We start from the raw sequence: 21,597 nt of genomic DNA, 5'->3' as shown, positions 1-21,597 counted from the left end.
GCCAATCGGGATCCACAGAAGACGAACCTCCCTCGTGCGCGGTCCAGGACAACACCGGCTCCCTATGACAAGGTCCACGAGCGCCGGCGTTCGTTAGACGCGCACCACAAGATCTTCAGATTTCAGCGACGGTGACGCACCGGCACGCCCAACGCGCCGGCCACCAGCACGGCCGCCACAGCGGCGATCGCAGTGGCCGGAATCGAGTCTGTAGTCAGGAACACGCCGGCGATCCCGGCGACCACGGCCTCGACCACTACGACCACGCCCTGCGGCGACAGCCGGCCAGTCCGTCGCCTCCGCGGCGGCTGCGATTCGTCGTCCATTGTGCCTGCCCTCCACCTCGACCGGGGAAGCACGATCGCCCCCGATAGACAAGGTCCGCGAGGACCTCACGGCGTTAGACGCCCTCGGTGCCAGGTTCGCTGTTCTGGGCCAGCTGGAGATCGTCGGCTCGGCCGGTGCGGTGCCGATCGCGGGCATACGGCGGGCCGGAATGGCGGGCATGCTGCTCCCTGCGGGCCGACCAGCGGGTGCCCGTCGGCGACCTGGTCAGCGGCATCTGGAGCGGCGAACCTCCGGCGTCGGCCGTCGACAACATCCGCGCCTACGTCTCGGGCCTGCGGCGCCTGCTGACCGGCCGGTGACAAGGCGTCGCGGCTGGTCAGCCGGCCGGGCGCGTACCGGCTCGTGTTCGCCCGCGACGAGCTCGACCTCCTGCAGTTCCACACCTTGGCGCGCCGGGCCGACCGGGCGATGCACGAGGGCGACCACCGGTCGGTGTCGCGCGACGCCAATGCCGCCATCCGGTTCTGGCGCGGGCATCCGCTCGCCGGCCTCGACGTGGGGCCGGAGCTGGCCGGGCGGCAGTTCGTGGTGGTGCTCGACGACGCCAGCAGCGCGTCGCAGGTGCGCGACCTCCTGCCCGGCTCGGGGTCGTTCACCCTGGTCACCAGCCGGCACTCGCTCACGCAGCTGGGCGCGGACGACCACTTCACGTTGGACGTCGTCGATCCGTCGTCCGGCCTGGCCATCCTCGCCCGGCACGTCGGCTTCGACCGGGTCGAGGCCGAGGCCGAGGCGGCGCACGACATCGTCGTCGCGTGCTCCGGTCACCCGCTGGCCATCCGCGTCGCCGGCGCGCAACTCAACGCCCGCCCCACCCATTCGCTTCGCGACCTCGCCGACCGCCTGCTCGACGAGGAGCACCGCCTCGACGAGCTCGCGGTCGGGCAGCTATCGGTGCGCGACAGCGTCGTGGCGAGCTACCGCGGCCTGAGCCCGGCCGGCCGGCTCTTCCTGCGCCGCCTCGGCGCGCTGCCCGACGACCACCTCACGGCCGGTGCGGCGGCCCGGCGGCTCGACCTGCCGGAGGAAGCGGCCGACCGGTTGCTCGAAACCCTCGCCATGCATGGTCTGCTGATGGCGGAGCGCGGACCAGCGATCTGGAGGCCGGCTACGCCATGCCGATGCTGGTGCGCCTGTTCGCTCGCGAACGCCATCGCGCGGACCACGACCAGCGTCAGGAGGATGCGTGAGGCCTCGATCGGCCCCGGCCGCGCCGTCGTCCCGCGGACGGATCGAGGCGGTGCTGCCGCCGGCGGCAGTGGCCGTGGAGCGTTTCGACGACGCCGACCCGGTGTGGCTGTTCCCTTCGGAAGCCGCGGTCGTGGCCGGGGCGGTAGAGAAAAGACGGAAGGAGTTCGCCACCGTACGGCTGTGCGCGCGCGAGGCGCTGGCCCGGCTGGGCGTCGCGGCTACACCCCTGGTCCCGGGCGAGCGCGGCGCACCCGCCTGGCCGCCCGGCGTGGTGGGCAGCATGACGCACTGCGACGGATACCGCGCCGCCGCGGTAGCGCCCGCGGCACAGGTCGCCGCGCTCGGCATCGACGCCGAACCCGACCTGCCGCTGCCCGAAGGCGTCCTCGACATGGTGGCCTCGCCGGCGGAGGTGGCGGCGTTTCCGGCTGTGGCGGGTCCGCAGTGGGGCCGGCTGCTGTTCTGCGCGAAGGAGGCGCTCTACAAGGCCTGGTTCCCGTTGACGGGCCGGTGGTTGGGCTTCGAGGAGGCGCGGGTGGATCTGGCGGTCGACGGCACGTTCTCGGCTGGCGTGCTGACCAACGGCGCCGCGCTCGGCGACCGCGTGCTGACGAGGTTCACCGGCCGCTGGCACGCCGCCGACGGCCTGCTCCTGGCCACGGTGGCGGTCCCGTCGTAGCGGGTTTGACTCCGTTTCCCGATCGGGTCATCGCGGCCACAGCGATTCGATCGTCGCGGCGGCCTTCTCGACCAGGGCGCGGACCAGGCGGGCCACGGGGAGGGTCTCGTGCACCAGGTTCACGGACTGGCCCGCACACATGGCCATGGCGGCCAGATCACCATCCCCGGCAGCGGCATCCGGTCCTCGTAGCGATGGTGCTGCCGAGCCGGAGGCGTCGACGTCGCCTTCGCCGGGGCGCTATGGGGGGCGGCGGGCAGCCGGCCGCCTCCCACCGTCGGATCCTCGCTCTATCAGTACAGATAGATGCCGATGACATCTTCGCAGGCCACCGGATCCGGTGGGGGTGGATCGCCATCGACCTAGCCCCGCGCGGGAGTGCGGGCAGGACCACCTGCTCGCGAATCAGGGCTGCCAGGGGTGCCGGGCGAGGACCAGGCCGTCCACCCGCTCGACGCCCCAGCGCTGCTGCAGCTTGCGACCGACCGCGTCGAGCTGGGCGCCCGTGGTGAGCACGTCATCGAACAGCAAAACCCTGGCGCCGGCGAGCTCGTCGCGGAGACCGCGGCGGATGCGCACCGCGGCGGCGTGTCGCCGCGCCGCCTCCCGTTTATCCGCGCTGTTGCCGCCGGCGGAGCGCGGTGTGCGCTGGACCTTGACCAACCCGCTCGAGTGGATCGGCCACCGGCGCTGGTCATCTGCGGCGGCGGCGGCCGCCAGGACCAACTCCACGTGCGGGTACGGAGTTCGCGCACGGTAGGACGGGTTGGGCAGGATCAGGTCGATGCGCCCTGCCCAACGCGGATGATCCTCCAACCAGCCGAGCAACAGCCGACCGAAAACCAACCTCCAGGTGCGTTTACCGCCGTACTTGAACTCCCGCAGGGCCTCGGCCAGCGGCGAGGTATGCACCGAGATGGCGCGAATCTGGTTGAACCCGCGACCCTGCCGCGGTACCAGACACAGCCGGTTACGGCACGGCCGCCCGGGCCGATCCAGCTGTTGCTGGCAGACCCTGCAGCGCAGCCGTGGCGGTGGCGGAACCGTCTCGCGGACACAGGCGATGCAGGTCGCTACCGGCCCGCCGCGGCGGTAGGGACACCGTGGGCAGTCGGGAAAGCCAGGCGGTTCCGCCCGCGGCCCGGGACAAGCCCTCTGCGCTGGCCTTACGGGTGCCGACCACGGCAGCCGAGCGGGCATCGGCCGGAGTAAGAACACCCCGGTAGAACAGGAACGGCGGCGCGTCGGGGACCAGCCGCAGGTTGACCGGGTAGTCCTCGTCCAGGACGGTGGTCAGTGCCGCGCCGCGCTGCTGCGCAGCCTCGAGCTGCTTCTCGACGAACTCCTCCGCTGCCGCCATCGCGCGACGGTCGGCCAGTGCCCAGGTCAGCACCCGCTGCGCCTTGGTCGCCTTGGGCGACCGCTCAGGCACCTGCCCGGAGAGCCATTGCCCGAGACCTGCCCTGGCCTGGGCGGTGCGCGCCAACAGCTGCCAGTCGATGCGGCCGTGGTCGGGATGGTGCACCGCGCACAGCAGCAGGAGCTTGTCTCGGTCGCGCTCCAACGCCATCTCCTTCCGGTCGCCCGGGTGCGAGGTTACGGCCACCGTTCGCAGCGCCGGCCTGCGGGCCACCGCCGAAAGAATCCGTCCTCTCCCGCCAGCCCACCATTATCAGTACAGATAGATTATCGACGAGAGCGCTCTGAACTGGACAAACGTGAGTTGCAGTGGCGTGCGAGATTCCCCTACGGTGGGGGGCGTGAAGATGGTTGTGGCAGTCGATCCGGCGGTCCCCGATCGGCTGGCGGAACTGGTAGGCGCTGACCTCATCCGGGAGCGCGGCTGGCTGGGTGAGCAACGGCTGGAGATCCGCCAGCGGGATCTGACGGCGGCGCAGCGCCGAGCGGCGGTCGCGAGGTTGTACGCCGAGCGTGACGACCGGCGCCGCCGACACGAAGTCCTCGCATCCCGGTCCGCGCTGGTCAGCGCGCACTTGTCCAGGCTGATGGGCGCGACTGGCTGGGCTGGCCGGACCTTCCGGCCAGTGCCCGATGGGCAGGATCGGATGCCGGGCCGGCGGTGGGGCACGTCCGGGTATGCGCACCACCGCGGCGGGGAAGGCCGCTTGACGATCCTGCTGCCCGACGAGCTCGGCGAGCACGTCCGCCGGGTCTCTTACTGGGTGAGCCTGCGCGCCACCACCCACCTGCAGCGGCTGTCCGACGAGACAACCGCCTTCTTCCCGCTCGACCTGTTGCGCGAGATGGGCGCACTGGCCGTCGAGCTCTACACGTTGCCGGCCGACGACCTCACCGCCACGGTGCAGCGGCGCGCCCGGAGCCGCCCGGGTCCGATCGTCTCCACCGGTGACCTGGTCCGCGCGGCCGCCTACCGCGCTACCTCTTTCATTCCCGCCGACAGCGACGCACCCGTTCCCGCCTGACCAGCGCGACGGAGAATCTGGTGTCCCAGCCGACCGCAGGCCGAACGGATTTCGGCCCGCTCGAGATCGACCGCGCCCGCGAGCTGCGGCTGCTGCCGGCGCCGGACGTCGCCGGCGGGCGCTGGTCGGCGGCCGCCGCCGAACGGCTCAGCGCGCCCAGGTCGAGCAGCTGCTCGAGCAGCTCGCAGCCGAGCAGGCACTGGCGCCGTCCGTTGCGCAGCGCGACACGGGTGCGGCCTGCTGTTCATCCGCGACGACCGGGACTGGCGATGGACGCTTTTCAACCCGGTACGGTGCCGAGCCCCACGGTGAGGCCTAGGTGGTTGATAACTTGTCTTATGTCAACTGGTTGCCGTCGCTGCCTCGGGTACGGCCTTCCCAAGCGTGGTGTGGAAACCTGTACCGGTGAAATCGGCTGAAGTCTTGGAGGCACACCGCAGCGCCGACGTTCGGGGTGCGGTGTCTCGGGTGCTAGCTCGTTCCAGAATGGACGACGTACTGATCCAGAGAGCAGCCGCCGGCCTCGCGGCTGAATGTACGCGGATACTGATCGAACGTCACCGGAGGGTCTATGGCTGTCGCGTACTTCTCTTGGTAGGCGTAGGAAAAAACGGCGCCGACGCCCTTGTCGCAGGTGCCCGCCTCCGTGGCCGCGGAGCGCACGTGGATGCGGTGCTAGTGGGCACTGATGCCTACGTGCCCGGACTCTCTGAGCTAAGACGACTAGGTGGAAGCGTCCTCGACGCGCTCTCGGACGAAGGCAGCAAGGCGGCGTTCGATGCGTTGTCCGCTGCAGACCTCATCGTCGACGGCATAGTTGGGGATCGTGGCAATGGCGGGCTCCGAAGCCCAGCAGACGCGTTGGTTGACGCCATCCCCAGAGGGGTGCCCGTCATAGCCGTTGACCTTCCGAGCGGCGTCGATCCAGACACCGGCGAGATCGTAGGATCTCACGTCACAGCGGATGTCACCGTCACGTTTGGCACGTTCAAGCCCTGCCTCTTTGCTCCCCCGGCGGCGCATGCCGCAGGCCGAACCGTACTCGTCGACGTTGGGTTGGGAAACGATCTCCCGGAGAGAGCTCCGCTGCGGCGGCTGACGAGGACGGGCGTAGCTGCCCGCTGGCCGGTGCCCGCACGGCCGGATCATAAGTACACGCGTGGAGTTCTCGGAGTCATCGCCGGATCCGACACCTACCCTGGCGCCGCCGTTCTCGCTGCACGCGGCGCGGTTCGCGCAGGCGTTGGCGTTGTCCGCTACGTAGGGCCACCGCGGGTCACCGACCACGTCATCCTGGCAGTGCCCGAAGCGGTCCCCGGTCTCGGCAGAGTGCAGGCCTGGTTGCTCGGATCAGGCGTGGAATCCGACGAGACCCAAGATCGGGGTATCGCCCAAGCGCTTGATTCTGGGTTGCCATGTGTCGTTGACGCTGGGGCACTAGAAGAGTGTGTCCGACGGCGGTCGGCGGGGACGAGGCCGATCGGAGCCGATGGCATTCTGATGACACCTCACGCCGGCGAGCTGGCCCGAATGCTCGGTCTTCTTGGACACCACGTCAGCAGGGCCGATGTCGAGTCTCGACCGATGCATCATGCTGCATGGCTAGCGGCAGAGACCGAAGCGACGGTCCTCCTTAAGGGTTCCACGACGCTTATCGCCAGTCCCAGCGGGTGGATGTATAGCCAAAGCGACGGAACGTCGTGGATGGCGACCGCCGGATCGGGCGACGTACTGGCTGGCGTCGCAGGTGCGCTAATGGCAGCAGGGATCAAAGCACCGGACGCCGGCGCGATGGCTGCACTCGTGCACGGGGTGGCGGGTAACCATGCCTCGAACGGGGGTCCTGTGAGCGCCAGCGCGATGGCGGATGCCATCCCAGGAGTCGTAGCCGAGCTCCTGCATCACTAGGCGCGGCGACGAGCACATGCGCGGGAAGGTGCGACGCTCAGCACCACCGCGCTATGCGAGGACCGCAGAGGTGCATTCGGCTCCTCTTGGCAACTCCGGCCAGGACCGCCCGCAACGCTGCGCCGATCCGCGAGAGCGCTTTTTACAATTGGCCGGCCAGGGGCCGCAATCGCGCGCCTGGCCGGCCTTGCACTTTACGCGGCGATAAGTCCGCAGCGTTGAGCAAGTCCCCGGATGTGTGCGCGGGCGCGAGCGCGATCTCGATGCAGAAGTTCCAGAAGAAGCTCGCGGACCAGCGTTGAGTCATGAACTTCGTCGCGCGAAATGTTCTCAGCGTCGAGCAATACGAGGGCCGCAGACTCATCTTCACGACGCCGGACGTATCCTCGAGCCGTATTAATCAGCGCAGCAGCGCGCCGTTCTACGCTCGGCACGTTGTCGATCTCCAATCGGGACGCATAATCCACTACGCTGTCGGCTTTGCCGAGTTCGGCGCTGATCGCTAGGCCGTGGATGTCCACATTGCCTCTGCCGAACGCGGTCCACGGATCGTAACGGGCTCCCAAAGCACGCGCGGCGTCGTCTGCGACGCGGTGAAGTGCCCAGGCGCGCCCATCCTCGTCCGACTGCGCCGCGCTTACAGCTGCCGCGAGATGAAGCATCCCATAGTCCGCCAACAGATCCGTTTGAGGGTCATCGTCGTTTAGGCGCGTCCTCAGCTCGTCGGCTGCGGCGAGGCAGAGCCGTGTTGCCTCGTCCTGCTGGCCAGCACGACGGTAGGACGCTGATAGCGCCCAGGCGCCGAGTGCGATGAGATGCGGGTCGTCGGCCTCGCGGGCTGCACTCATCGCCCGTTCCGCAGCTACCCAAGCCAGGTCACCGTCGGGAACGTGGTGCAGCCATTGACGGGTAATTTGGTAGGCGCCGGAGAGGTTTCGAGCTGCAGCCCTTGGGTCTGATCCGTGACGATATGCCGCATTGGCATCTCGAATCAGGCTGGGAAGGACGCCGCCGAGGATTGAGTGAGCGGTCGGTGACTGGTGCCAGACGGTCCACGCGTCCGCAACGCGCGTACTGACGTCCTCTAGATCCGGCACAAGTTCCGCCCTGGGGATCGGTACGGCGGCACGCATGATGACTTCCCGTACGGCAGACACCGCGTCGGCGCGCGGGTGGCCACCACGAGCGAGCGTCTCTACGGGACGCCCGATGAGGTCCTCGACTGCGCAACCCACTACCTGGGCGATGCGAATAAGGTCGGTCAGACGATCTGCGTGGCGGCGCCCTTGCTCGACTGCGGAAACCCATTGCACGGACTTTCCGATCCGGGCAGCAAGGTCAGACTGCGTTACGGAAGCAGCGCGTCGGTGGGTGGCGATGTTGGCGCCGATTCCGCGCAGGATGGTCGGTTCAGCTACTTGCTCCATGCCAGCGAGGGTAGCTGCCGAGACTGCTACCTGTGTAGTAGCGAGTGATGATCGCAATCAATAGCGTGCTTTGCGTAGCGCTGCCGTCATCGCTGGTCACCATGGATCTCCTTGGCCCGCGCTGACGGCGACCGGTAACCCCGCACCTCCGCAGGCGACCGCCGGGTCGTCGCGCCATCCCGTCATGCCCTGGGAGAGGAAAGTTGTGGACTTGTTGGCTGGCACCGGTTGGTACGGCTTCCTACGGGGACGAGGGCGCAGACTCGTGTCCAGGCCGCCGGCGAGGTCTGCGGCCATGGCAGCCGTCCGTATCGATTTCCGTGATGGCACGCACGTCTTCGGCTCGCCGAGGGCCACTGCTGCGGAGGTCCGGCCTCTGCTTGGTGGAGTGCTGACCTTCTATCAGCGTGGTCCGCTGAGTGTCGCGGACATCGGCGTCGTCGAGATCAGCCTCAACGACCTCGATCTTCATCTGCGCCGGGACCTTTGCCGGTCGCCGAGTTGCCCGAAGCCGTCCACTGCGGCTGAGATCCTCAGGGCTGCAGACCGATGACCCGGTCGATTGTTGGCGTTGCGCGGGGTCTTGACCGCAAGACCCTGTCCGGCCCTGAGCTGACGTCGTTTGCTTTGACCGCCGCGGCTCCGTTGACGGCGGTAGTCGGCGGCATCGGTGGCGCGCTGGCTGCTACCGGCATCACGGGAATCGCTCTGGCGTTCGTCGGCGCGACCGTCGGGCTTCTGCTCTTCGCGGCCGCCTACACGTCGATGGCTCCCCATCTTCCGCACACCGCCCCCCTGTATGCGTTTGTTGCGCAGGGGCTCGGACCCGCACGCGGACTCGCGGCCGCGTTCGTGGTGCTGGTCGGTTACAACGGAATCCAGGTGTGTTTGTACGGCCTGTTGGGCTTGCAGCTCGCGGCGATGCCGTTCGGTGTCGAGTGGTGGGTCTGGGCGCTGCTGGCGTGGGCGCTGATCGGAGTTCTGGGGCGTCTCCACGTGCGGGACGCCGCGCTGGTCCTGAAGTGGTTCCTCGGCGTGGAAATGTTCGTCGTGATCGCCTTCTGCGTCGCCGCCCTGGCCAACCCCGCACGCGGGTCTTTGGATCTGTCCCCGCTGTCACCGTCCAACGTCGCAGGTCCGGGCGCCGGCTTCGTCATCGCGCTTGTCATCGCCAGCTTCACCGGGTTCGAGACCGCGGCAGCCTACGCAGAGGAAGCCCGCACTCCACGGCTGACCGCAGCCGCGACTTTCACCGCGCTGCTGGCACTGGGTGGGATGCTCACGGTCGCGTCGGTCGCCATGGTCAACGCGGTTGGGCCCCGGACATCCGATGCCGGGCCTGAGGTGGTCTACCAGGTTCTCGACCAAGCATTCGGACCGGTCGTATCTGGCCTGTCCCGCATCCTACTGGTTACCAGCATCCTCGCCGCTGGACTGTCCTTCCACCAGGCGGTCGCGCGCTACACCTTCGCACTGGCGCGTGAGGGCGCCTTGCCACCGGCGCTGGCCGCAGTCAGAGGCATCGGTGTCCCGATCGGCGGGTCGCGGGGACAAAACGCCGTCGGGCTCATGGTAATCGTCGGCTGCGCCGTGGCCGGGGTCGACGCGAATCAGCTCTTCTCGGTGGGCGCTGCTGGTGCCGCACTTTGCCTGATCTCTGTGATGGGGCTGACCTGCGTCGGCATCATCGCCTTCCACCGCAAGGGCAAAGTCGAGGGTGGCCGGGTCGGGATGTGGCCCGCTAAGGTCGCGCCCATTTTGGGTGGTCTCGCCATGGCCGTGATCTTCGTGGTGATGCTGACCAACGCCGACGCGCTCGTCCTCGGACCGAGCGACGACCCCGCCCAGGCGCCAATGGGATGGATCTTGATCTCGGTGATCGCGGCCGTGGCGATCGCCGGATTGGTCCGCGGGTGGTGGCTGCAGAAACGCCATCCCGACGTCGCGGGGGCTCTCGGGAAAGCCCGTGACCCGCTGCGAGAGGTCCACAACCGCTACTCCAGCGTCGAGATCTGACCGCGCCGCAGGGGAGGTGTCGCGTCATGCCCACTCACTCGCACCTGGGCGCCTGGAACCAGCAAGCCGACGAGTCCTACGCCGCTTATCGCTCCGACCCTGGGCCCGACCCGCTTGGCACCCTCGACGCGGCGGCGGCTCGGGGAGCAGCAGCGAACCGTCTGCGGGCGATGAACGTACGCCAGGGCCACTACGCGTGGCAGCAACGCAGGGCTCAACCGGTGTGCCCGCACGCCGTCGCGATCCTGTTCGTCGACCCCGCACCACTGCGGCCCTTGCCGGGTTCATCGTTCGCCGTCGTGGCGGCAACGCTGATGGTCGATGACGAGCCGGACCTCAGCGATCCGAAGCAGTTGTTGTTCCGGGTCGAGTCCAACGCTCGCGACTACATCGCCGCTGGGTCGTTCGACCCCGCTACGCAACTGGCCAATCGCTACGACGAGTCCTCCGGCCAGGCGTTCTACCTCGGCATTGCCCTGTCCACACTGGACCATCGCCGCCAACCGTGGGATCCCGAAACCGTCGGCGCTCAAAAGGACGTGCCAGGAACCTGCTACGCCTGGCTCCGTGACAACACGGTGATGCAGATCGATCGTCTCGGCGCCGATGGCTTCAACGAGATGACCGTCTACAGCAACGCCGTCGTCGGCGCGGGTCTCGCGAGCGTGTTCACCGCCGACTGGGAACGCGTTCAACGACCAGCCGGCGTCCACTGGCACGACATGTCGGCCTTCTGGAATCGCCTTCACGCTCTCCACACCCTGCTGCTGAACGAGGAGCCGAGACTGTGACCACGACACTCCCCGCGCCCGCCCTTGAGGACAGCAACGATGCCGGCCAGCCGCTCGCTGACCTGATTCACCAAGCGGGAGGCAGCACCGATAGCGATGAGCGGATTCGCCGTGCGGAGGACGTCGTCAACGCTTTCGCTGCTGAGCTCGACGGGCATCGTGCCAACAACCTCGGGTTCCCCGCCGCCTTCGACATCGACTACAGCGGACTCTCGGCACTGGCCCCGCGGCTGCTCAACAACCTCGGCGATCCATTCTCTGGCTCGGCGTTCCCCGCGCATTCCAAGCTCTTCGAACGCAGAGTCGTCGAACTCTGTGCGGACCTTTTCCGCGCACCGCCCGGCGATCGGTGGGGGTTTGTCACCAGCGGCGGGTACGCCGGCATCGAATACGGCCTCCTCAACGGCCAGCGCATCTATCCCAAGGGGATCGTCTACTACTCCGACGCCGCCCACGCATCAGTTCCCGCGGTACTGGACCAACTCGGCATGACTGGCGTCGCGGTAGCCGCCGACCAGCGCGGCGCCCTCGACCCACGCGACCTCGCCGCCGCGGTCCACGGTTACCGCGACAGGCCAGCCATCGTGGTCGCCACCGTCGGCACCACGATGACCGAGGCCGTCGACGACATCCCCGGCATCCGCACCGTGCTGCGGGAGGCGCGAATCTACCGCGCGTATATCCATGCGGATGCCGCCCTCAGCGGCTTCACGCTGGCCCTGCTGCCACCGGACGCGAGACCAGGATTCGACATGGCCGACGGCGCCGATTCCATCTCCGCCAGCGGCCACAAGTTCCTCGGCACCCCGATGCCCTGTGGCGTCCTGATCGTGCGAGCCAGCGCACGCATCCCTGGACATTGGGTCGACTACCTCGACACCTCGGTCACCCTGGCCAACTCGCGATCCGGCCACGCCCCCCTGCATTTGTGGTGGGCGCTCGACGTCCTCGGCCTGGACCGGCACCGTCAACGCGCACACGAGGCACGGGAAACCGCGATCTATGCCGTTGACCGGCTCAAGGACATCGGCTGGCCAGCGTGGCGGCACCTGCACGGAATGACCGTCGTGATCGACCGCCCTACCGACGAGCTGACGACCAAATGGCATCTCGCGGCCAGCGGCCAAATCAGCCACCTCATGTGCATGCCGGGGATCACCCGGACCCAGATCGACGCGCTGTGCGCGGACCTCGCCGCGTTGAAAGCAGCAAGCCCTGCGCGCGCGGCCAGCGGCCTACCTCGGCAGATGCGCCGGGCCGTACCCCCACCCGACGACGTCACGACAGGACGGCCCTGATGACCACCAACGTGAAACTCGGCCACGTCGGACCTCCTCCGACCGGAGATGACCCGCGGCGTCGCGTCCTGGCCATCCGAGGGGGCACGGCAATCGTTGCCGTCCAGAGCCGCAGCGGCAACGGCTGGCGCTGCAACGTCATCGCCCAGCAGCCTTGCGGCGGACCCGGACGGATCACGATCACCGACGCCGAGCTGGCAGCTGGCAGCCCAACGATGGACGTGGACCCAGTACGTGACCCGGATGGCTACGCCATGGGCTGGCTCGCCGTCGTGTCCACCACCGCGCCCGGCGGCCACACCTCGACGTTGGCCCGCGCTCTCGTCGAAGACAGCGCCCTGCGCACTCCCGGCTCGCTCGCCATCCGCCTCACCGCACATGACACGCAGCGCCTCGCGCGAGCCGTGCACGCCCGCGAGATCGGCATACGCACCATCCTTCACACACTCGTCACCAGCGGGCTACTCACGGTCGAGGACGGGGACGCCGACTGGACCACCTACCGCCTGCGAATCCCAACGGACGCGTCCACATGCCAGGTGTGCCGATGAGAACCCCGACCGCTACAGAGCTTCGCCGGTCTCTCGATGCCACGGCCGGGCCCGCCCTCCCGGCGCCTTCGATGCTGTGCCTTAGCGATGTCAGCCTCCACGTTCCGCCCCTCTACGGGCTGACACTGCGTCTCTGCCGCGGAGCCAGGGAAGCGATCATCTGCTCGACCGACGTCTCCGCGGCTATCGTCGGCATCCTCCAAGGATCCGTGCCGCACGTCGGCGCAGTGACGGTCGCCGGTGTGACGCTCACCGGGCGGACCCGGCGGGCGGCGCCGTTGGCCCTGGTACGCCGCGAGCCTGCCACTGTGGCAGCAGGCACCGTGGCCGGCGCCGTGACCGCTTGGTCCCCGCTGACGCCGGGCGGGCGGGACGGCCACGAGGCAACGACCCGCATCCTGGCAGCGTGTGGCCTGCGGGACCACGCGACGCACAGCGTGAACAGCCTGACTGTCGGCAGCCGCCGGCTCCTCGATCTCGCGATTGCCTGGACCCAACACCCGGCCGCCATCGTCATCGACGACCCTGCCGCCTCAATGACCAGCAGCGAGGTCCAGCACCTCACCTACGCGCTTACACAGCTGCCTCAAGACACCGCTGTGCTGTCCCTGGCGCCCGCGGTCGCCGACATCGCGGCAATCGCGACCCACGTCAGAGCCGTCAACGACGGCCGCCCGCAGAAGCCGATCGCGGTCGCGGACCTGCCCGTAGGAACCGACGACCCGGCCGTGCTGTCCCTGACCGGGCGAGGCCGCCGATGAACCGCCTTGCCCACCGCCAACCCCCGGCACTGCAGGCCGGCGCCGCGCGGTCCTCGGCCACCAGTTCGGGTGATGTCGCCATGCTCGCCGACTTCTCTCACGGATTCCTCGCCTCCGACCCCACCCACGAGGTCGGCGGGCCCGCCGGTCTGCGCCGCCTCGCCAGCACCCTGATCGCGCACACCGATCTCGAGCCAGACCAAAGAGTCGACGTCGACGCCGACACAATGGCGGCATTGCTCACCGCGCTGAGCCCGTATCTGCTGCGCGGCGGCGATGAGCTCGCCACGGTGCGCACCCTGCACCAGCTTGCCCGCACCCGGCCCCAACTTCGCCTGGCCGCTGCGGGAACGGCCCCGTCGGCACCGGCCTCTACCCTGCCCGGAAGTCTGCTCCCGCTGTGGCCAGGCGTCGACCGCCAGCACCTCGCGCTGTCCGGGGTGGCCGGCGTCAGGGTCATCATCCCCGAAGGGCGGACCCTGGCCACCATCCGACACCGGCCGGACCAGCACCCGCTTATCGACCTGCTGACCAGCCGCCGAGCTGACCTGATCGCGTACCTCGCCCGTTACCGGCTGGTCCACATCGTCCTGCCGGCCGACGTGGCGGCGGGCGCGGCGGTTACCGACCTCACCGCGGCTATCCGCCGTGCCGAGCCGGCCATCCGGATCACGGTCGATCCCACCGCCTACCCCGGGGCCGTCCGCGAACTGAACACGTTAGCCGCATGCGGCGACGCGATCGTGTTCCGGAGGGAGCCGGACAGCGACGACATCGCCGCACCGCGGGACGGCAATCATGAACCCGAGCAAGTCGCGATCGTTCCGGTGACCAACGGCACCCGGGTCAGGCGCCTGACCCGCGGTGGCCGGTTCCCGCGCCTATACCCCGATCCCGGTGCTGGCAGCACCGTCAGGGCCGATTCCTCCACCGTCGTGGCGGCCGTCCTCGCCGAACTCAGCCGAGACACCTCCGGGCTCCCCGCGACGTGGAACAAGATTCGCGGCGCGGCGCGTCGGACGGCGCCATGACCAGGACCCCGGCACTCGCCGTGACCTCCCTGTCCGTCCTACCTCACCTGGCCGACGTCAACCTCACGCTGCCTCTCGGCGCTCGGATGGCGGTGGTGTGCGAGCCGCCGGCTGGTCGACTGCTGCTCGAGGTGTTCGCCGGTATCCAGCGCCCGGACACCGGCCGCATCGTGGTCGGTGAGACTCCGCTCGCACCGACCGGTCCGGCGCAGGCTCTGGCCCGGATCCAGACCGTTGGTGGGACGCCGCGGCCGCTTAGGGCCGCCACCGTCGCGGCAACCCTCCATCCGGCGGCCCGGCGGGCCAGGACACACCTGCGACAGGTAGCTGGCGGCGGCCTGAGCATCGAGGATCTCGTCGACGACGCGCTGGTCCGCGTCGGACTGCGCGGCGCCGCGGACCAACCGCCGCAGACCCTCTCGCGCCAGCGCCGCTACCTGCTCGATCTTGCCGGGGCATTGCTGCATCGCCCTGCGGTGCTGCTGCTCGAGCGACCGGCCGCGACTCTCTCGACGTGGGGTCAACGGCGTCTACTCGACGCGCTCGCCGACCTGCCTGAACACGTCGCTGCCATCGCCACCGTCGACCACCCCCACGACGGGCTTGCTCTCGGCTGGATCACCACAACTCTTCAACCCCGCCAGCGGCAGCCACACCCACAGGAGACCCCTGCCCGGGCACGCCGACCCGCCTACCGATGCGACGTCCCTGCCCTCGTGACGCGGCGGCCCGGCCGCGCCCCCCGCCGGGGGCAGGGACCCGGCGCCCCGACACGACCCTGAGCCTCGCCGGGCGGCCCGGGCTCAGTAACAGGGCGCCGCGGTGTGGTGCGCCGCAGCCCTCCCGAAGCGGCGCACCACACCGACACCCACCGATAACAGAACCGACGACGGGGAACCGTGACCACTGACCTCGTGCACGCCCGCATCATCCGCGACGTCCGCGCCCTCCACCACCACCGCCGATACCACAAGGCCGCACTGCGCGCAGCGCAATCCCTCTCCCGCCTCGACCCCGCCACCGTGCAAGCTGACGCCGGTCTCCTCGAACTCGCACTCCTCTACACAGACAGTGCGGTACACGCGACACCCACCGATCCACCGCGACGGCGATCACCACGGTCCGGGCGCCGGCTGCCCCACAGCATCGGCGACGCAGGCCGCCCCGTCCCCGCTATCGATACACAAGCTGCTCTGGAATGGGCACGCTACGCCCACGCCACCGCGCTACGGTCCGAGGTGGCCGGTCCGGCCCAGCTGGCAGCCGCGACCGAGGCGGTCGCCGTACTTGCGCACCGCCTCGACCGTCACCACGAGGCAATCACCTTCGCGGGCCGGCTCCTTGCATTCCAGCGCGAACACGGCGACGTCGACGACGTGATACGCGCGCGGCTACTCCTCGGTGCCTACCTGCACGCCGACGGCAGCTGCGCCGAAGGCACCACGTTAGCCACCGACGCCTGGCAATCCTGGAAAGACACGTACGGTGACCCCCGCGAGAACGTCGCGGCCCTGACGGTCGCCGTCCAGCTGGTGTCTCTGCTCATGGCGTGCGGCCGAGCCGCGGACGCGATGAGCGCGCTTCGAGAGGTCACTGAACCCGCCGACGCGGTGGACTGGCGGTACATCGCGCATGTCCGGAACTTTCTGGACCGGCTCGAACCCTTGCGGCTGCGGCACGCGTCCGTCCACCACGATGCCGCAACCGTGGCCATCGCCGCCGGCCGCGAACCAGATGGCCGCTAGACCCGTGGACCGTCAGCACACCTCGACTGGTCGCCCATCGACTCCCGGCATTGTGCCCAGGCGGCGGTGGGGTTGCCGTTGCCTCCAGGGCGGCCGCCACGTGAGCCGCCGGCTCCGGCCGCGGCCCACCCGCCCTTCAACCCGACCTACACCAGCCGCACCACCCCGCCGTCGGCGCGAGACCGCCGACCGGCCGGCGGGCAAGGAGCGGCGGTGGTGGTCGATCCCCGACCCGCCGCCTCCTGCAACGGCACACCCGGCGCGAACGAGCACGGCACGCCCGACGATGGCCCCTCGCCCGGCGACGGCACCGCCTACCTGGCCTGGTACACCGCTCACAGCGGGCTCTGTGACGACCGGCCCCGACCGACGGTGGGACAGCTGTTGTGGATTGGTCGTGCCGCGAGTGTTCAGTTCGCGCTTGAGCCGTTCCCGTTCTGGTTGTTGCAGATCCACAGCAATTGGAGCACATACGACGGCTGGATCTGGCTCGATGGGGATCAACTCGACGACAGCGGCGAGGTCGTTCTGCGCCGGACGATCTGGGTTCAGCTCGACGGGATCCGTCTGGCGCCCGCCGGCCATCCCGGAAATCGCCGAGCCTGGCGTCCCGCACCACCGATGCGCGCTCAATATCAGCCGCGGAGGACACGGTGGTCAGCCGCGCCACCGCGCGGGCGAAAGGACGCGACCGCTGAAGCGGTGGAGACGAACCCTCTGCCGGCAGCGGCCACCCCGACGTCGGGAGACAATAGAACGATACGAAAAGAGCATGTCCACAGTAGAATCGCGATCGCGATCGCCGGCGGCACGCCGCGGCGCGGTAGAAGACCCAGCTACAGCCGCGAAACCGGCGGTCCAATCACCCTGGCCGGAACTGTCCGCAACGGTGAGGTGCTGCCGTGGCCACCGCACGCGGTGGCCGCACTGCGCGCAACCACAAAGATGAGCCGAGCCGAGCTCGCCGCATGCATCGGCTTCACTCGCCGCCAAGTTTCCCATTGGGAACGTGGCTCAATACAACCCTCACGCCTGGCTCGAGTCGCGCTGACACGGCTACTCCGCGCGCTCGGCCCCGCCGACCGGCACGCCTTCGCCACGCTGCTGTACCCGCCGCGCCAATCCGGTACGGACGGGGGCGCCGACCGCGCGGCTGCGCCGCGCCCGCCCGGCATGTCCTGGAATGCCGAGGCCATCAGCGCACTGCGGCAGGTCCTCGAACTCACTTGCGCAGGGCTCGGCGCGCTCATAAGCGTCTCCCAACCCACCGTGAGCCGCTGGGAGAACAGCCTTCACCAACCCGAGACGGCGCACCAGCAGGCGCTCGACCAGGTGCTCGCCGCGCTACCGCCCGACCAGCGCACCCGGTTCTTCGAGCTGGCCGCCTGCCCGCCACATCTTCGACCCCGGCGCCCCACACCGGTTCCGCCGGTCGACGTACTCCAACCGCTGGCCGACGACCTCCGCCCGCTGCCGTTACGGATCGCTGACCAACTGGCCGACGCCATTACCGCCGGCCACTACCCGCCCGGCACGCAAATGCCCACCGGTGAACGTATCGCAGCCCACTACGGCGTATCCCTAGCGACAACCAGCCGCGCCATCCGGCACCTCAGCCGGCGCGGCCTCATCGAGGTGCTACCTCAGCGCCGCACCCTGGTTTCGCCACTCGGGAGCGTCGGAGTCCCGGGCGTGAAACAAGACCCAATTCGTCTCCCTCACTTCCCCCGGCAGAACCGGTGACGGCCATCAAACCCTTGCCTGGCCACCTCTTACACCACGGCTTCGATCCCCTCCTACGTAGGCGGCAGGTGAAGGCGCCGCCCCAACAGGTGCGACTCGACCTGACCATCCCATCCACAAAGGAATCCCAACGTGACCCTCACGCCTCCATCGGACCCATCAACGCCTGAATCACTGCCCGCCGACACCGCGGCCACGCCTGCGTCGACGGGCGACCGGAGTCAGCGGCCGGCGACCGCCGCCCGGATCTATGACTATTTCCTCGGCGGCGTCACCCATTTCCCCGCGGACCGGGCCGCTGCCTTGGCCATCGCGAACGCCTGGCCCGACGTACCGGCGGTCGCGCGGGCGAACCGGGCTTGGCTCGGCCGTGTCGTCCGATACCTCGTGGACGCCGGGGTCCGGCAGTTTCTCGACATCGGCTCCGGAATCCCCACCGAAGGCAATGTTCACGAGGTGGCGCAGCAGGTAGACAGCAAGGCCCGGGTCCTCTACGTCGACATCGATCCCATGGCCGTGTCGGAAAGCCTCGACCTTCTAAGGGGCAACGACTACGCCACTGCAGTCCGCGGCGACCTGCGCTCGCCTGATGGGATCCTCGACGCCGCCCGGCGGCATCTCTACTTCGACCAGCCGGTCGGGCTGGTGCTGGCCGCGGTGCTCCATTTCCTCCCCGATGACCAAGCCCATTCTGCGGTGCGCCGACTCGTGGCGGCGCTGCCGCCGGGCAGCTTCGTGGCGATCTCCCACGGGGCGGCGGAGGTGTTCCAACCTACGCTCTCCGCATCGGTCGCCGTGGGCGACGTCTACGCCCAGCAGACCGCCACCCCTGCCAAGGCACGCACCCGCATCGAAGTCCACGATTTCCTCACCGGGCTGACCCTCATCGAGCCCGGCGTCGTCGGCATCACCCACTGGCACCCCGACGCCACCCCACCCCCAGCCGCTCCCGGCGAAGGCATTTGTCCGGGCGGCGAATGGGGCGCCGTTGCCCAGATGGTCGGTGCGGGATGAGGCGCTTCCATGGCCAAACCATCGTCGCACCCCGGCCCGGAGGACCGGCGTGACCGGCGTATCAGGGGTTGATCCCAGCGTGGCCACGGTGGCCCGGATGTGGGACTTCTACCTCGGCGGGTGCGACAACTACGACGCCGACCGTAAGGCCGCCCGGTTGGTGATCGCTGCCGCACCACACATCGTGGATGCGGCCGCGGCGAACCGTGCGTTCGCGCACCGCGTGATTGGCAGCGCGGCCGCGCACGGTATACAGCGCTTCCTCGACCTCGGCTGCGGCCTACCCACCCTGTCTCCCACACATCGGGTCGCGCGTAGCTGGCGGTCCCGCGCCCGCACCCTATACGTCGACCGCGACTTGCAGGTCGTCCACCATGCTCGGCATCTGCTCGGCGATGACTCGGGGGCGGCCGCGGTCTGCGGCGACATCCGCGACATCGATGCCATCCTCGGTCACCCGACCACCCGTGCTCTGTTCGCCGGCGGCCCGCGTGTCTGCGTCCTGATGCTCGGCGTCGGCCATTTCGTCGCCGAAGGACTCGACCTGGTCACCGCGACCCTGCGCCGCCGACTACCGTCGGGCAGCCTGCTCGCGATATCGCATGCCGTCCCCGGCGCTGCAGACCGCTCCGGGTGCGATGCCGTCAAGGCGATCTACGCCAGCATCGGCAGCCCACTACACCTGCGTAGCGCCGACCAGGTCGCCGCGCTGTTCGACGGCTGGCAGATCGAGCCTGCCGACTGGACCCGGACCGCTCAGCAGCCCGTCCCGCTGCACGCCTGGCGGCCGGACATCGGCGAACCCGTCGGGCACTCCATCGATGCGATGACCGCCGTGGTCGGGCGCATCCCCGAACGCGGAACACCTGCCTGGAACCCGTGGCCTGCCCGCCGGCCGCGCCCCGCCGAAGCTCAGCACCGGCGACGGCGCCCGAGGCCCCCAACTCCTGCCATCCCTGGGACCGGGCCTACCACCCACAGTCCGCACCGCCACCGAAAGCATGACCAGTGACCGGCTCGAGCGCGGCCAACCCGGCCGCCCCACCTACGAAGAAGAACCGACGATGACAGCAACGCAAACCACGTTGGCCGCTAAACCGAGACAGCGCAAGGGCACTAAATACTCCGCGGACGTCCGCCAGGCCGTGGTCGCGACTGCGCGCCTGCGGGCCACGCGCAACCCGCACGCGGCGATCTCGGAAACGGCCCGCGAGCTCGGTGTACCGCTACGGCGCGCCAAGCGGTGGGTTACCGACGCCGGCGGCCTGGACCCGGATGCATACTCTGCGGTCCGCCCGCCACGTCCGGGCAACTATCTGGATCCCGCGCTCACCCGATGCGGTTTGTGTCACCAGCCGCTGGCCGCCTCCGCCGATGGCGCGGGCCGCTGCGTGTACATCTGCGCCAACCGCTGCCGGATGATTCCCGGCGGGGCGCTGCACCAGGCCGTTACGGACGCCATCCTCCGCCACACGCCACGCCTGGTCACTGGCTACGCGACCCTTCATGGCCTTCACCCCATCGACGCGGCACTCGACTACGCCGCCACCACCGTCTTCCACCGCATCACGGTTGGCGCACGGGTGTCTGACCTGCACCTCGCCTGGCGCATCCGCATCCCAGCGCGATGACCGCTCACCCTGCCAACGACGCCGCTGCGGACGCCTTCGGTGACCGGCGACGCCGATCATCGCGCAGTTCGTGGACTTGGAGACGTTCATGATCCCCGTTTTACGCCGCTGCGCGGCCGCCGCCGCGCTTGGAATCGCCGTAGCTTTGGCTGCCAGTTGCAGCGCCGGGCAGAGGGCCATCGCACCAGGCTCTCCAGGGCAGACCAGGGCCAGCGTCCCCGCTGCTTCAGCCAACGATGAGCTCGAGGAACTGGCCGACCGCCTGCAGCCGGCACCTGGTGACGTCAGCCATGGCAGCTTCTCGTACGTGACCACGCGCAGTTGGCCCGACCTGCCCACCAATGGTCCCTGGGCTTACCAGCGTCGGATCCTTGTCGAGCAGTCTTGGCGCGGTCCCGGGGGCAGCGGGCGCCTGCTGACCTGGAACGAAACCGCCGGATGCACGCCTGAGGAACCTGAGCAGCGATGGACCGCCGGCATGCCGACGACGATGCTCGGTGTCGACCAGCCCTCGAGCGATCCCGAAACTCTCCGGCACCAGTTGCTCCGCGATCCCTCCGCCCAGGCGCGCGACCTCATCGCCGTTATCTTCGCGTTGGCTCGCGAGCAGCACCTCCCGCAACCGGTGCGAGCGGCATCGCTTCGGCTGCTGGCCACGATCCCGAACCTGTCGCTCCACTACGACGTCACGGATCGGGCAGGCCGCGCCGGAATCGCGATCACCCACATCCGACCCGACCTCGCCAGCGACGGGCTCAAGGCAACCCTGATCGTCCACCCGGCAACCGGTCAGATCCTCGCCTGGCACGAACAAGCCGTAGACGCGGCCGGCAACCCGCAGCCTTGGTCACCCAGCGGCGGCTACATCGTCATCATCGCCAGCGAGCGGGTGGCCGACACCGAAAGTCCGTATGTTGGCTGCCGTGACGCTACCCAAGCCCGCCTTGATTTCCCGGCGTCCCGGCCTCCACCGACAGCGTGATCCGGGGCGGCGCCGGCAGCTGAGCAATGAAGGCCGG

Annotated in this window: 22 protein-coding genes and 1 pseudogene; 18 read left to right on the top strand and 5 right to left on the bottom strand. The window is 69.2% G+C overall.

The window, feature by feature from the left end:
• Positions 1-122 precede the first annotated feature (122 nt).
• Positions 123-326, bottom strand: coding sequence for a hypothetical protein (locus Asi02nite_RS18835; RefSeq protein WP_089256128.1), 204 nt, complete (start codon positions 324-326; stop codon positions 123-125).
• 430 nt (positions 327-756) lie between these two features.
• Here Asi02nite_RS18835 and Asi02nite_RS43070 point away from each other — a divergent pair.
• A pseudogene (locus tag Asi02nite_RS43070) lies at positions 757-804 on the top strand (hypothetical protein); the annotation flags it as partial.
• Positions 805-1,236: 432 nt separating this feature from the next.
• Here the strand turns inward: Asi02nite_RS43070 and Asi02nite_RS18825 are convergent.
• Positions 1,237-1,413 (bottom strand): hypothetical protein, encoded by a 177-nt coding sequence (locus Asi02nite_RS18825; RefSeq protein ID WP_203714652.1) that lies wholly within the window; start codon positions 1,411-1,413, stop codon positions 1,237-1,239.
• A gap of 121 nt (positions 1,414-1,534) precedes the next feature.
• Between Asi02nite_RS18825 and Asi02nite_RS18820 the strand changes: the two genes are divergently transcribed.
• Entirely contained in the window at positions 1,535-2,218 is a 684-nt protein-coding gene (locus Asi02nite_RS18820; protein ID WP_239126811.1) for a 4'-phosphopantetheinyl transferase family protein, read from the top strand.
• Between the two features lie 405 nt (positions 2,219-2,623).
• Here the strand turns inward: Asi02nite_RS18820 and Asi02nite_RS18815 are convergent, their stop codons facing one another.
• Positions 2,624-3,130 (bottom strand): ComF family protein, encoded by a 507-nt coding sequence (locus Asi02nite_RS18815; RefSeq protein WP_203714650.1) that lies wholly within the window; start codon positions 3,128-3,130, stop codon positions 2,624-2,626.
• Positions 3,131-3,188: 58 nt separating this feature from the next.
• Positions 3,189-3,782 carry a DNA-processing protein DprA gene (locus Asi02nite_RS18810; RefSeq protein ID WP_203714648.1) on the bottom strand — a complete coding sequence of 198 codons (594 nt, stop codon included), beginning with the start codon at positions 3,780-3,782 and terminating at the stop codon, positions 3,189-3,191.
• Positions 3,783-3,978: 196 nt separating this feature from the next.
• Here Asi02nite_RS18810 and Asi02nite_RS18805 point away from each other — a divergent pair, with 196 nt between their 5' ends.
• Together Asi02nite_RS18805 and Asi02nite_RS18800 are read left to right on the top strand one after the other, a co-directional pair.
• A complete protein-coding gene (locus Asi02nite_RS18805; RefSeq protein ID WP_144023013.1) occupies positions 3,979-4,662 on the top strand; it encodes a hypothetical protein in 684 nt (227 codons plus the stop codon).
• 486 nt (positions 4,663-5,148) lie between these two features.
• Positions 5,149-6,570 (top strand): bifunctional ADP-dependent NAD(P)H-hydrate dehydratase/NAD(P)H-hydrate epimerase, encoded by a 1,422-nt coding sequence (locus Asi02nite_RS18800; RefSeq protein WP_203714639.1) that lies wholly within the window; start codon positions 5,149-5,151, stop codon positions 6,568-6,570.
• Positions 6,571-6,764: 194 nt separating this feature from the next.
• On the opposite strand, the gene Asi02nite_RS18795 is transcribed toward Asi02nite_RS18800, so the two are convergent.
• On the bottom strand, positions 6,765-7,997 hold the full coding sequence (locus tag Asi02nite_RS18795; RefSeq protein WP_089256119.1) for a helix-turn-helix domain-containing protein: 1,233 nt from the start codon (positions 7,995-7,997) through the stop codon (positions 6,765-6,767).
• A 295-nt stretch (positions 7,998-8,292) separates the two neighbouring features.
• Here Asi02nite_RS18795 and Asi02nite_RS18790 point away from each other — a divergent pair, with 295 nt between their 5' ends.
• The 14 genes from Asi02nite_RS18790 to Asi02nite_RS18725 all read left to right on the top strand — a co-directional run bounded on the left by Asi02nite_RS18790 (position 8,293) and on the right by Asi02nite_RS18725 (position 21,560).
• Positions 8,293-8,550 carry a hypothetical protein gene (locus Asi02nite_RS18790; protein ID WP_144023012.1) on the top strand — a complete coding sequence of 86 codons (258 nt, stop codon included), beginning with the start codon at positions 8,293-8,295 and terminating at the stop codon, positions 8,548-8,550.
• On the top strand, positions 8,547-10,013 hold the full coding sequence (locus Asi02nite_RS18785) for an APC family permease (protein WP_089256116.1): 1,467 nt from the start codon (positions 8,547-8,549) through the stop codon (positions 10,011-10,013). The genes Asi02nite_RS18790 and Asi02nite_RS18785 overlap by 4 nt, the downstream gene beginning before the upstream one ends.
• Before the next feature lie 26 nt (positions 10,014-10,039).
• Positions 10,040-10,804: a hypothetical protein gene (locus tag Asi02nite_RS18780; protein WP_203714637.1), complete on the top strand. Its 765-nt coding sequence runs from the start codon at positions 10,040-10,042 to the stop codon at positions 10,802-10,804.
• Positions 10,801-12,102, top strand: coding sequence for a histidine decarboxylase (locus Asi02nite_RS18775; RefSeq protein WP_179266599.1), 1,302 nt, complete (start codon positions 10,801-10,803; stop codon positions 12,100-12,102). Before Asi02nite_RS18780 ends, Asi02nite_RS18775 begins: the two co-directional genes overlap by 4 nt.
• Positions 12,102-12,653, top strand: coding sequence for a hypothetical protein (locus Asi02nite_RS18770; RefSeq protein ID WP_144023010.1), 552 nt, complete (start codon positions 12,102-12,104; stop codon positions 12,651-12,653). Before Asi02nite_RS18775 ends, Asi02nite_RS18770 begins: the two co-directional genes overlap by 1 nt.
• Positions 12,650-13,414 carry a hypothetical protein gene (locus Asi02nite_RS18765; protein ID WP_179266598.1) on the top strand — a complete coding sequence of 255 codons (765 nt, stop codon included), beginning with the start codon at positions 12,650-12,652 and terminating at the stop codon, positions 13,412-13,414. The genes Asi02nite_RS18770 and Asi02nite_RS18765 overlap by 4 nt, the downstream gene beginning before the upstream one ends.
• On the top strand, positions 13,411-14,445 hold the full coding sequence (locus Asi02nite_RS18760; protein WP_203714635.1) for a hypothetical protein: 1,035 nt from the start codon (positions 13,411-13,413) through the stop codon (positions 14,443-14,445). Before Asi02nite_RS18765 ends, Asi02nite_RS18760 begins: the two co-directional genes overlap by 4 nt.
• Positions 14,442-15,227, top strand: coding sequence for an ATP-binding cassette domain-containing protein (locus tag Asi02nite_RS18755; RefSeq protein WP_203714633.1), 786 nt, complete (start codon positions 14,442-14,444; stop codon positions 15,225-15,227). The genes Asi02nite_RS18760 and Asi02nite_RS18755 overlap by 4 nt, the downstream gene beginning before the upstream one ends.
• A gap of 117 nt (positions 15,228-15,344) precedes the next feature.
• Positions 15,345-16,190, top strand: coding sequence for a hypothetical protein (locus Asi02nite_RS18750; RefSeq protein WP_203714631.1), 846 nt, complete (start codon positions 15,345-15,347; stop codon positions 16,188-16,190).
• Between the two features lie 213 nt (positions 16,191-16,403).
• Complete coding sequence (locus tag Asi02nite_RS18745; protein ID WP_144023008.1) at positions 16,404-17,933, top strand: GntR family transcriptional regulator; 1,530 nt, start codon at positions 16,404-16,406, stop codon at positions 17,931-17,933.
• A gap of 132 nt (positions 17,934-18,065) precedes the next feature.
• Entirely contained in the window at positions 18,066-18,947 is an 882-nt protein-coding gene (locus Asi02nite_RS18740) for an SAM-dependent methyltransferase (protein WP_203714629.1), read from the top strand.
• The gene (locus Asi02nite_RS18735) at positions 18,937-19,959 is read left to right on the top strand and encodes an SAM-dependent methyltransferase (protein WP_308440163.1); all 1,023 of its coding nucleotides are present in this window, start codon (positions 18,937-18,939) and stop codon (positions 19,957-19,959) included. Before Asi02nite_RS18740 ends, Asi02nite_RS18735 begins: the two co-directional genes overlap by 11 nt.
• On the top strand, positions 19,949-20,578 hold the full coding sequence (locus Asi02nite_RS18730; protein ID WP_144023006.1) for a hypothetical protein: 630 nt from the start codon (positions 19,949-19,951) through the stop codon (positions 20,576-20,578). The genes Asi02nite_RS18735 and Asi02nite_RS18730 overlap by 11 nt, the downstream gene beginning before the upstream one ends.
• Before the next feature lie 70 nt (positions 20,579-20,648).
• Complete coding sequence (locus Asi02nite_RS18725) at positions 20,649-21,560, top strand: hypothetical protein (protein ID WP_144023005.1); 912 nt, start codon at positions 20,649-20,651, stop codon at positions 21,558-21,560.
• The last annotated feature ends 37 nt before the right edge of the window (positions 21,561-21,597 follow it).

This window comes from Asanoa siamensis (genome assembly GCF_016862555.1).
In the GTDB taxonomy this organism is placed as follows: domain Bacteria; phylum Actinomycetota; class Actinomycetes; order Mycobacteriales; family Micromonosporaceae; genus Asanoa; species Asanoa siamensis.
Note: the sequence above shows the minus strand (reverse complement) of the source record. Positions and strands in the feature narration are given on the sequence as shown.

Excerpts from the sequence above, each read along its gene's own strand:
- Asi02nite_RS18770 (WP_144023010.1), top strand. The coding sequence starts at position 12,102 with ATGACCACCAACGTGAAACTCGGCCACGTCGGACCTCCTCCGACCGGA.
- Asi02nite_RS18730 (WP_144023006.1), top strand. The coding sequence starts at position 19,949 with ATGACCAGTGACCGGCTCGAGCGCGGCCAACCCGGCCGCCCCACCTAC.
- Asi02nite_RS18835 (WP_089256128.1), bottom strand. The coding sequence starts at position 326 with ATGGACGACGAATCGCAGCCGCCGCGGAGGCGACGGACTGGCCGGCTG.
- Asi02nite_RS18760 (WP_203714635.1), top strand. The coding sequence starts at position 13,411 with ATGAACCGCCTTGCCCACCGCCAACCCCCGGCACTGCAGGCCGGCGCC.
- Asi02nite_RS18765 (WP_179266598.1), top strand. The coding sequence starts at position 12,650 with ATGAGAACCCCGACCGCTACAGAGCTTCGCCGGTCTCTCGATGCCACG.
- Asi02nite_RS18755 (WP_203714633.1), top strand. The coding sequence starts at position 14,442 with ATGACCAGGACCCCGGCACTCGCCGTGACCTCCCTGTCCGTCCTACCT.
- Asi02nite_RS18825 (WP_203714652.1), bottom strand. The coding sequence starts at position 1,413 with ATGCATGGCGAGGGTTTCGAGCAACCGGTCGGCCGCTTCCTCCGGCAG.
- Asi02nite_RS18785 (WP_089256116.1), top strand. The coding sequence starts at position 8,547 with ATGACCCGGTCGATTGTTGGCGTTGCGCGGGGTCTTGACCGCAAGACC.
- Asi02nite_RS18790 (WP_144023012.1), top strand. The coding sequence starts at position 8,293 with ATGGCAGCCGTCCGTATCGATTTCCGTGATGGCACGCACGTCTTCGGC.
- Asi02nite_RS18800 (WP_203714639.1), top strand. The coding sequence starts at position 5,149 with ATGGACGACGTACTGATCCAGAGAGCAGCCGCCGGCCTCGCGGCTGAA.
- Asi02nite_RS18795 (WP_089256119.1), bottom strand. The coding sequence starts at position 7,997 with ATGGAGCAAGTAGCTGAACCGACCATCCTGCGCGGAATCGGCGCCAAC.
- Asi02nite_RS18780 (WP_203714637.1), top strand. The coding sequence starts at position 10,040 with ATGCCCACTCACTCGCACCTGGGCGCCTGGAACCAGCAAGCCGACGAG.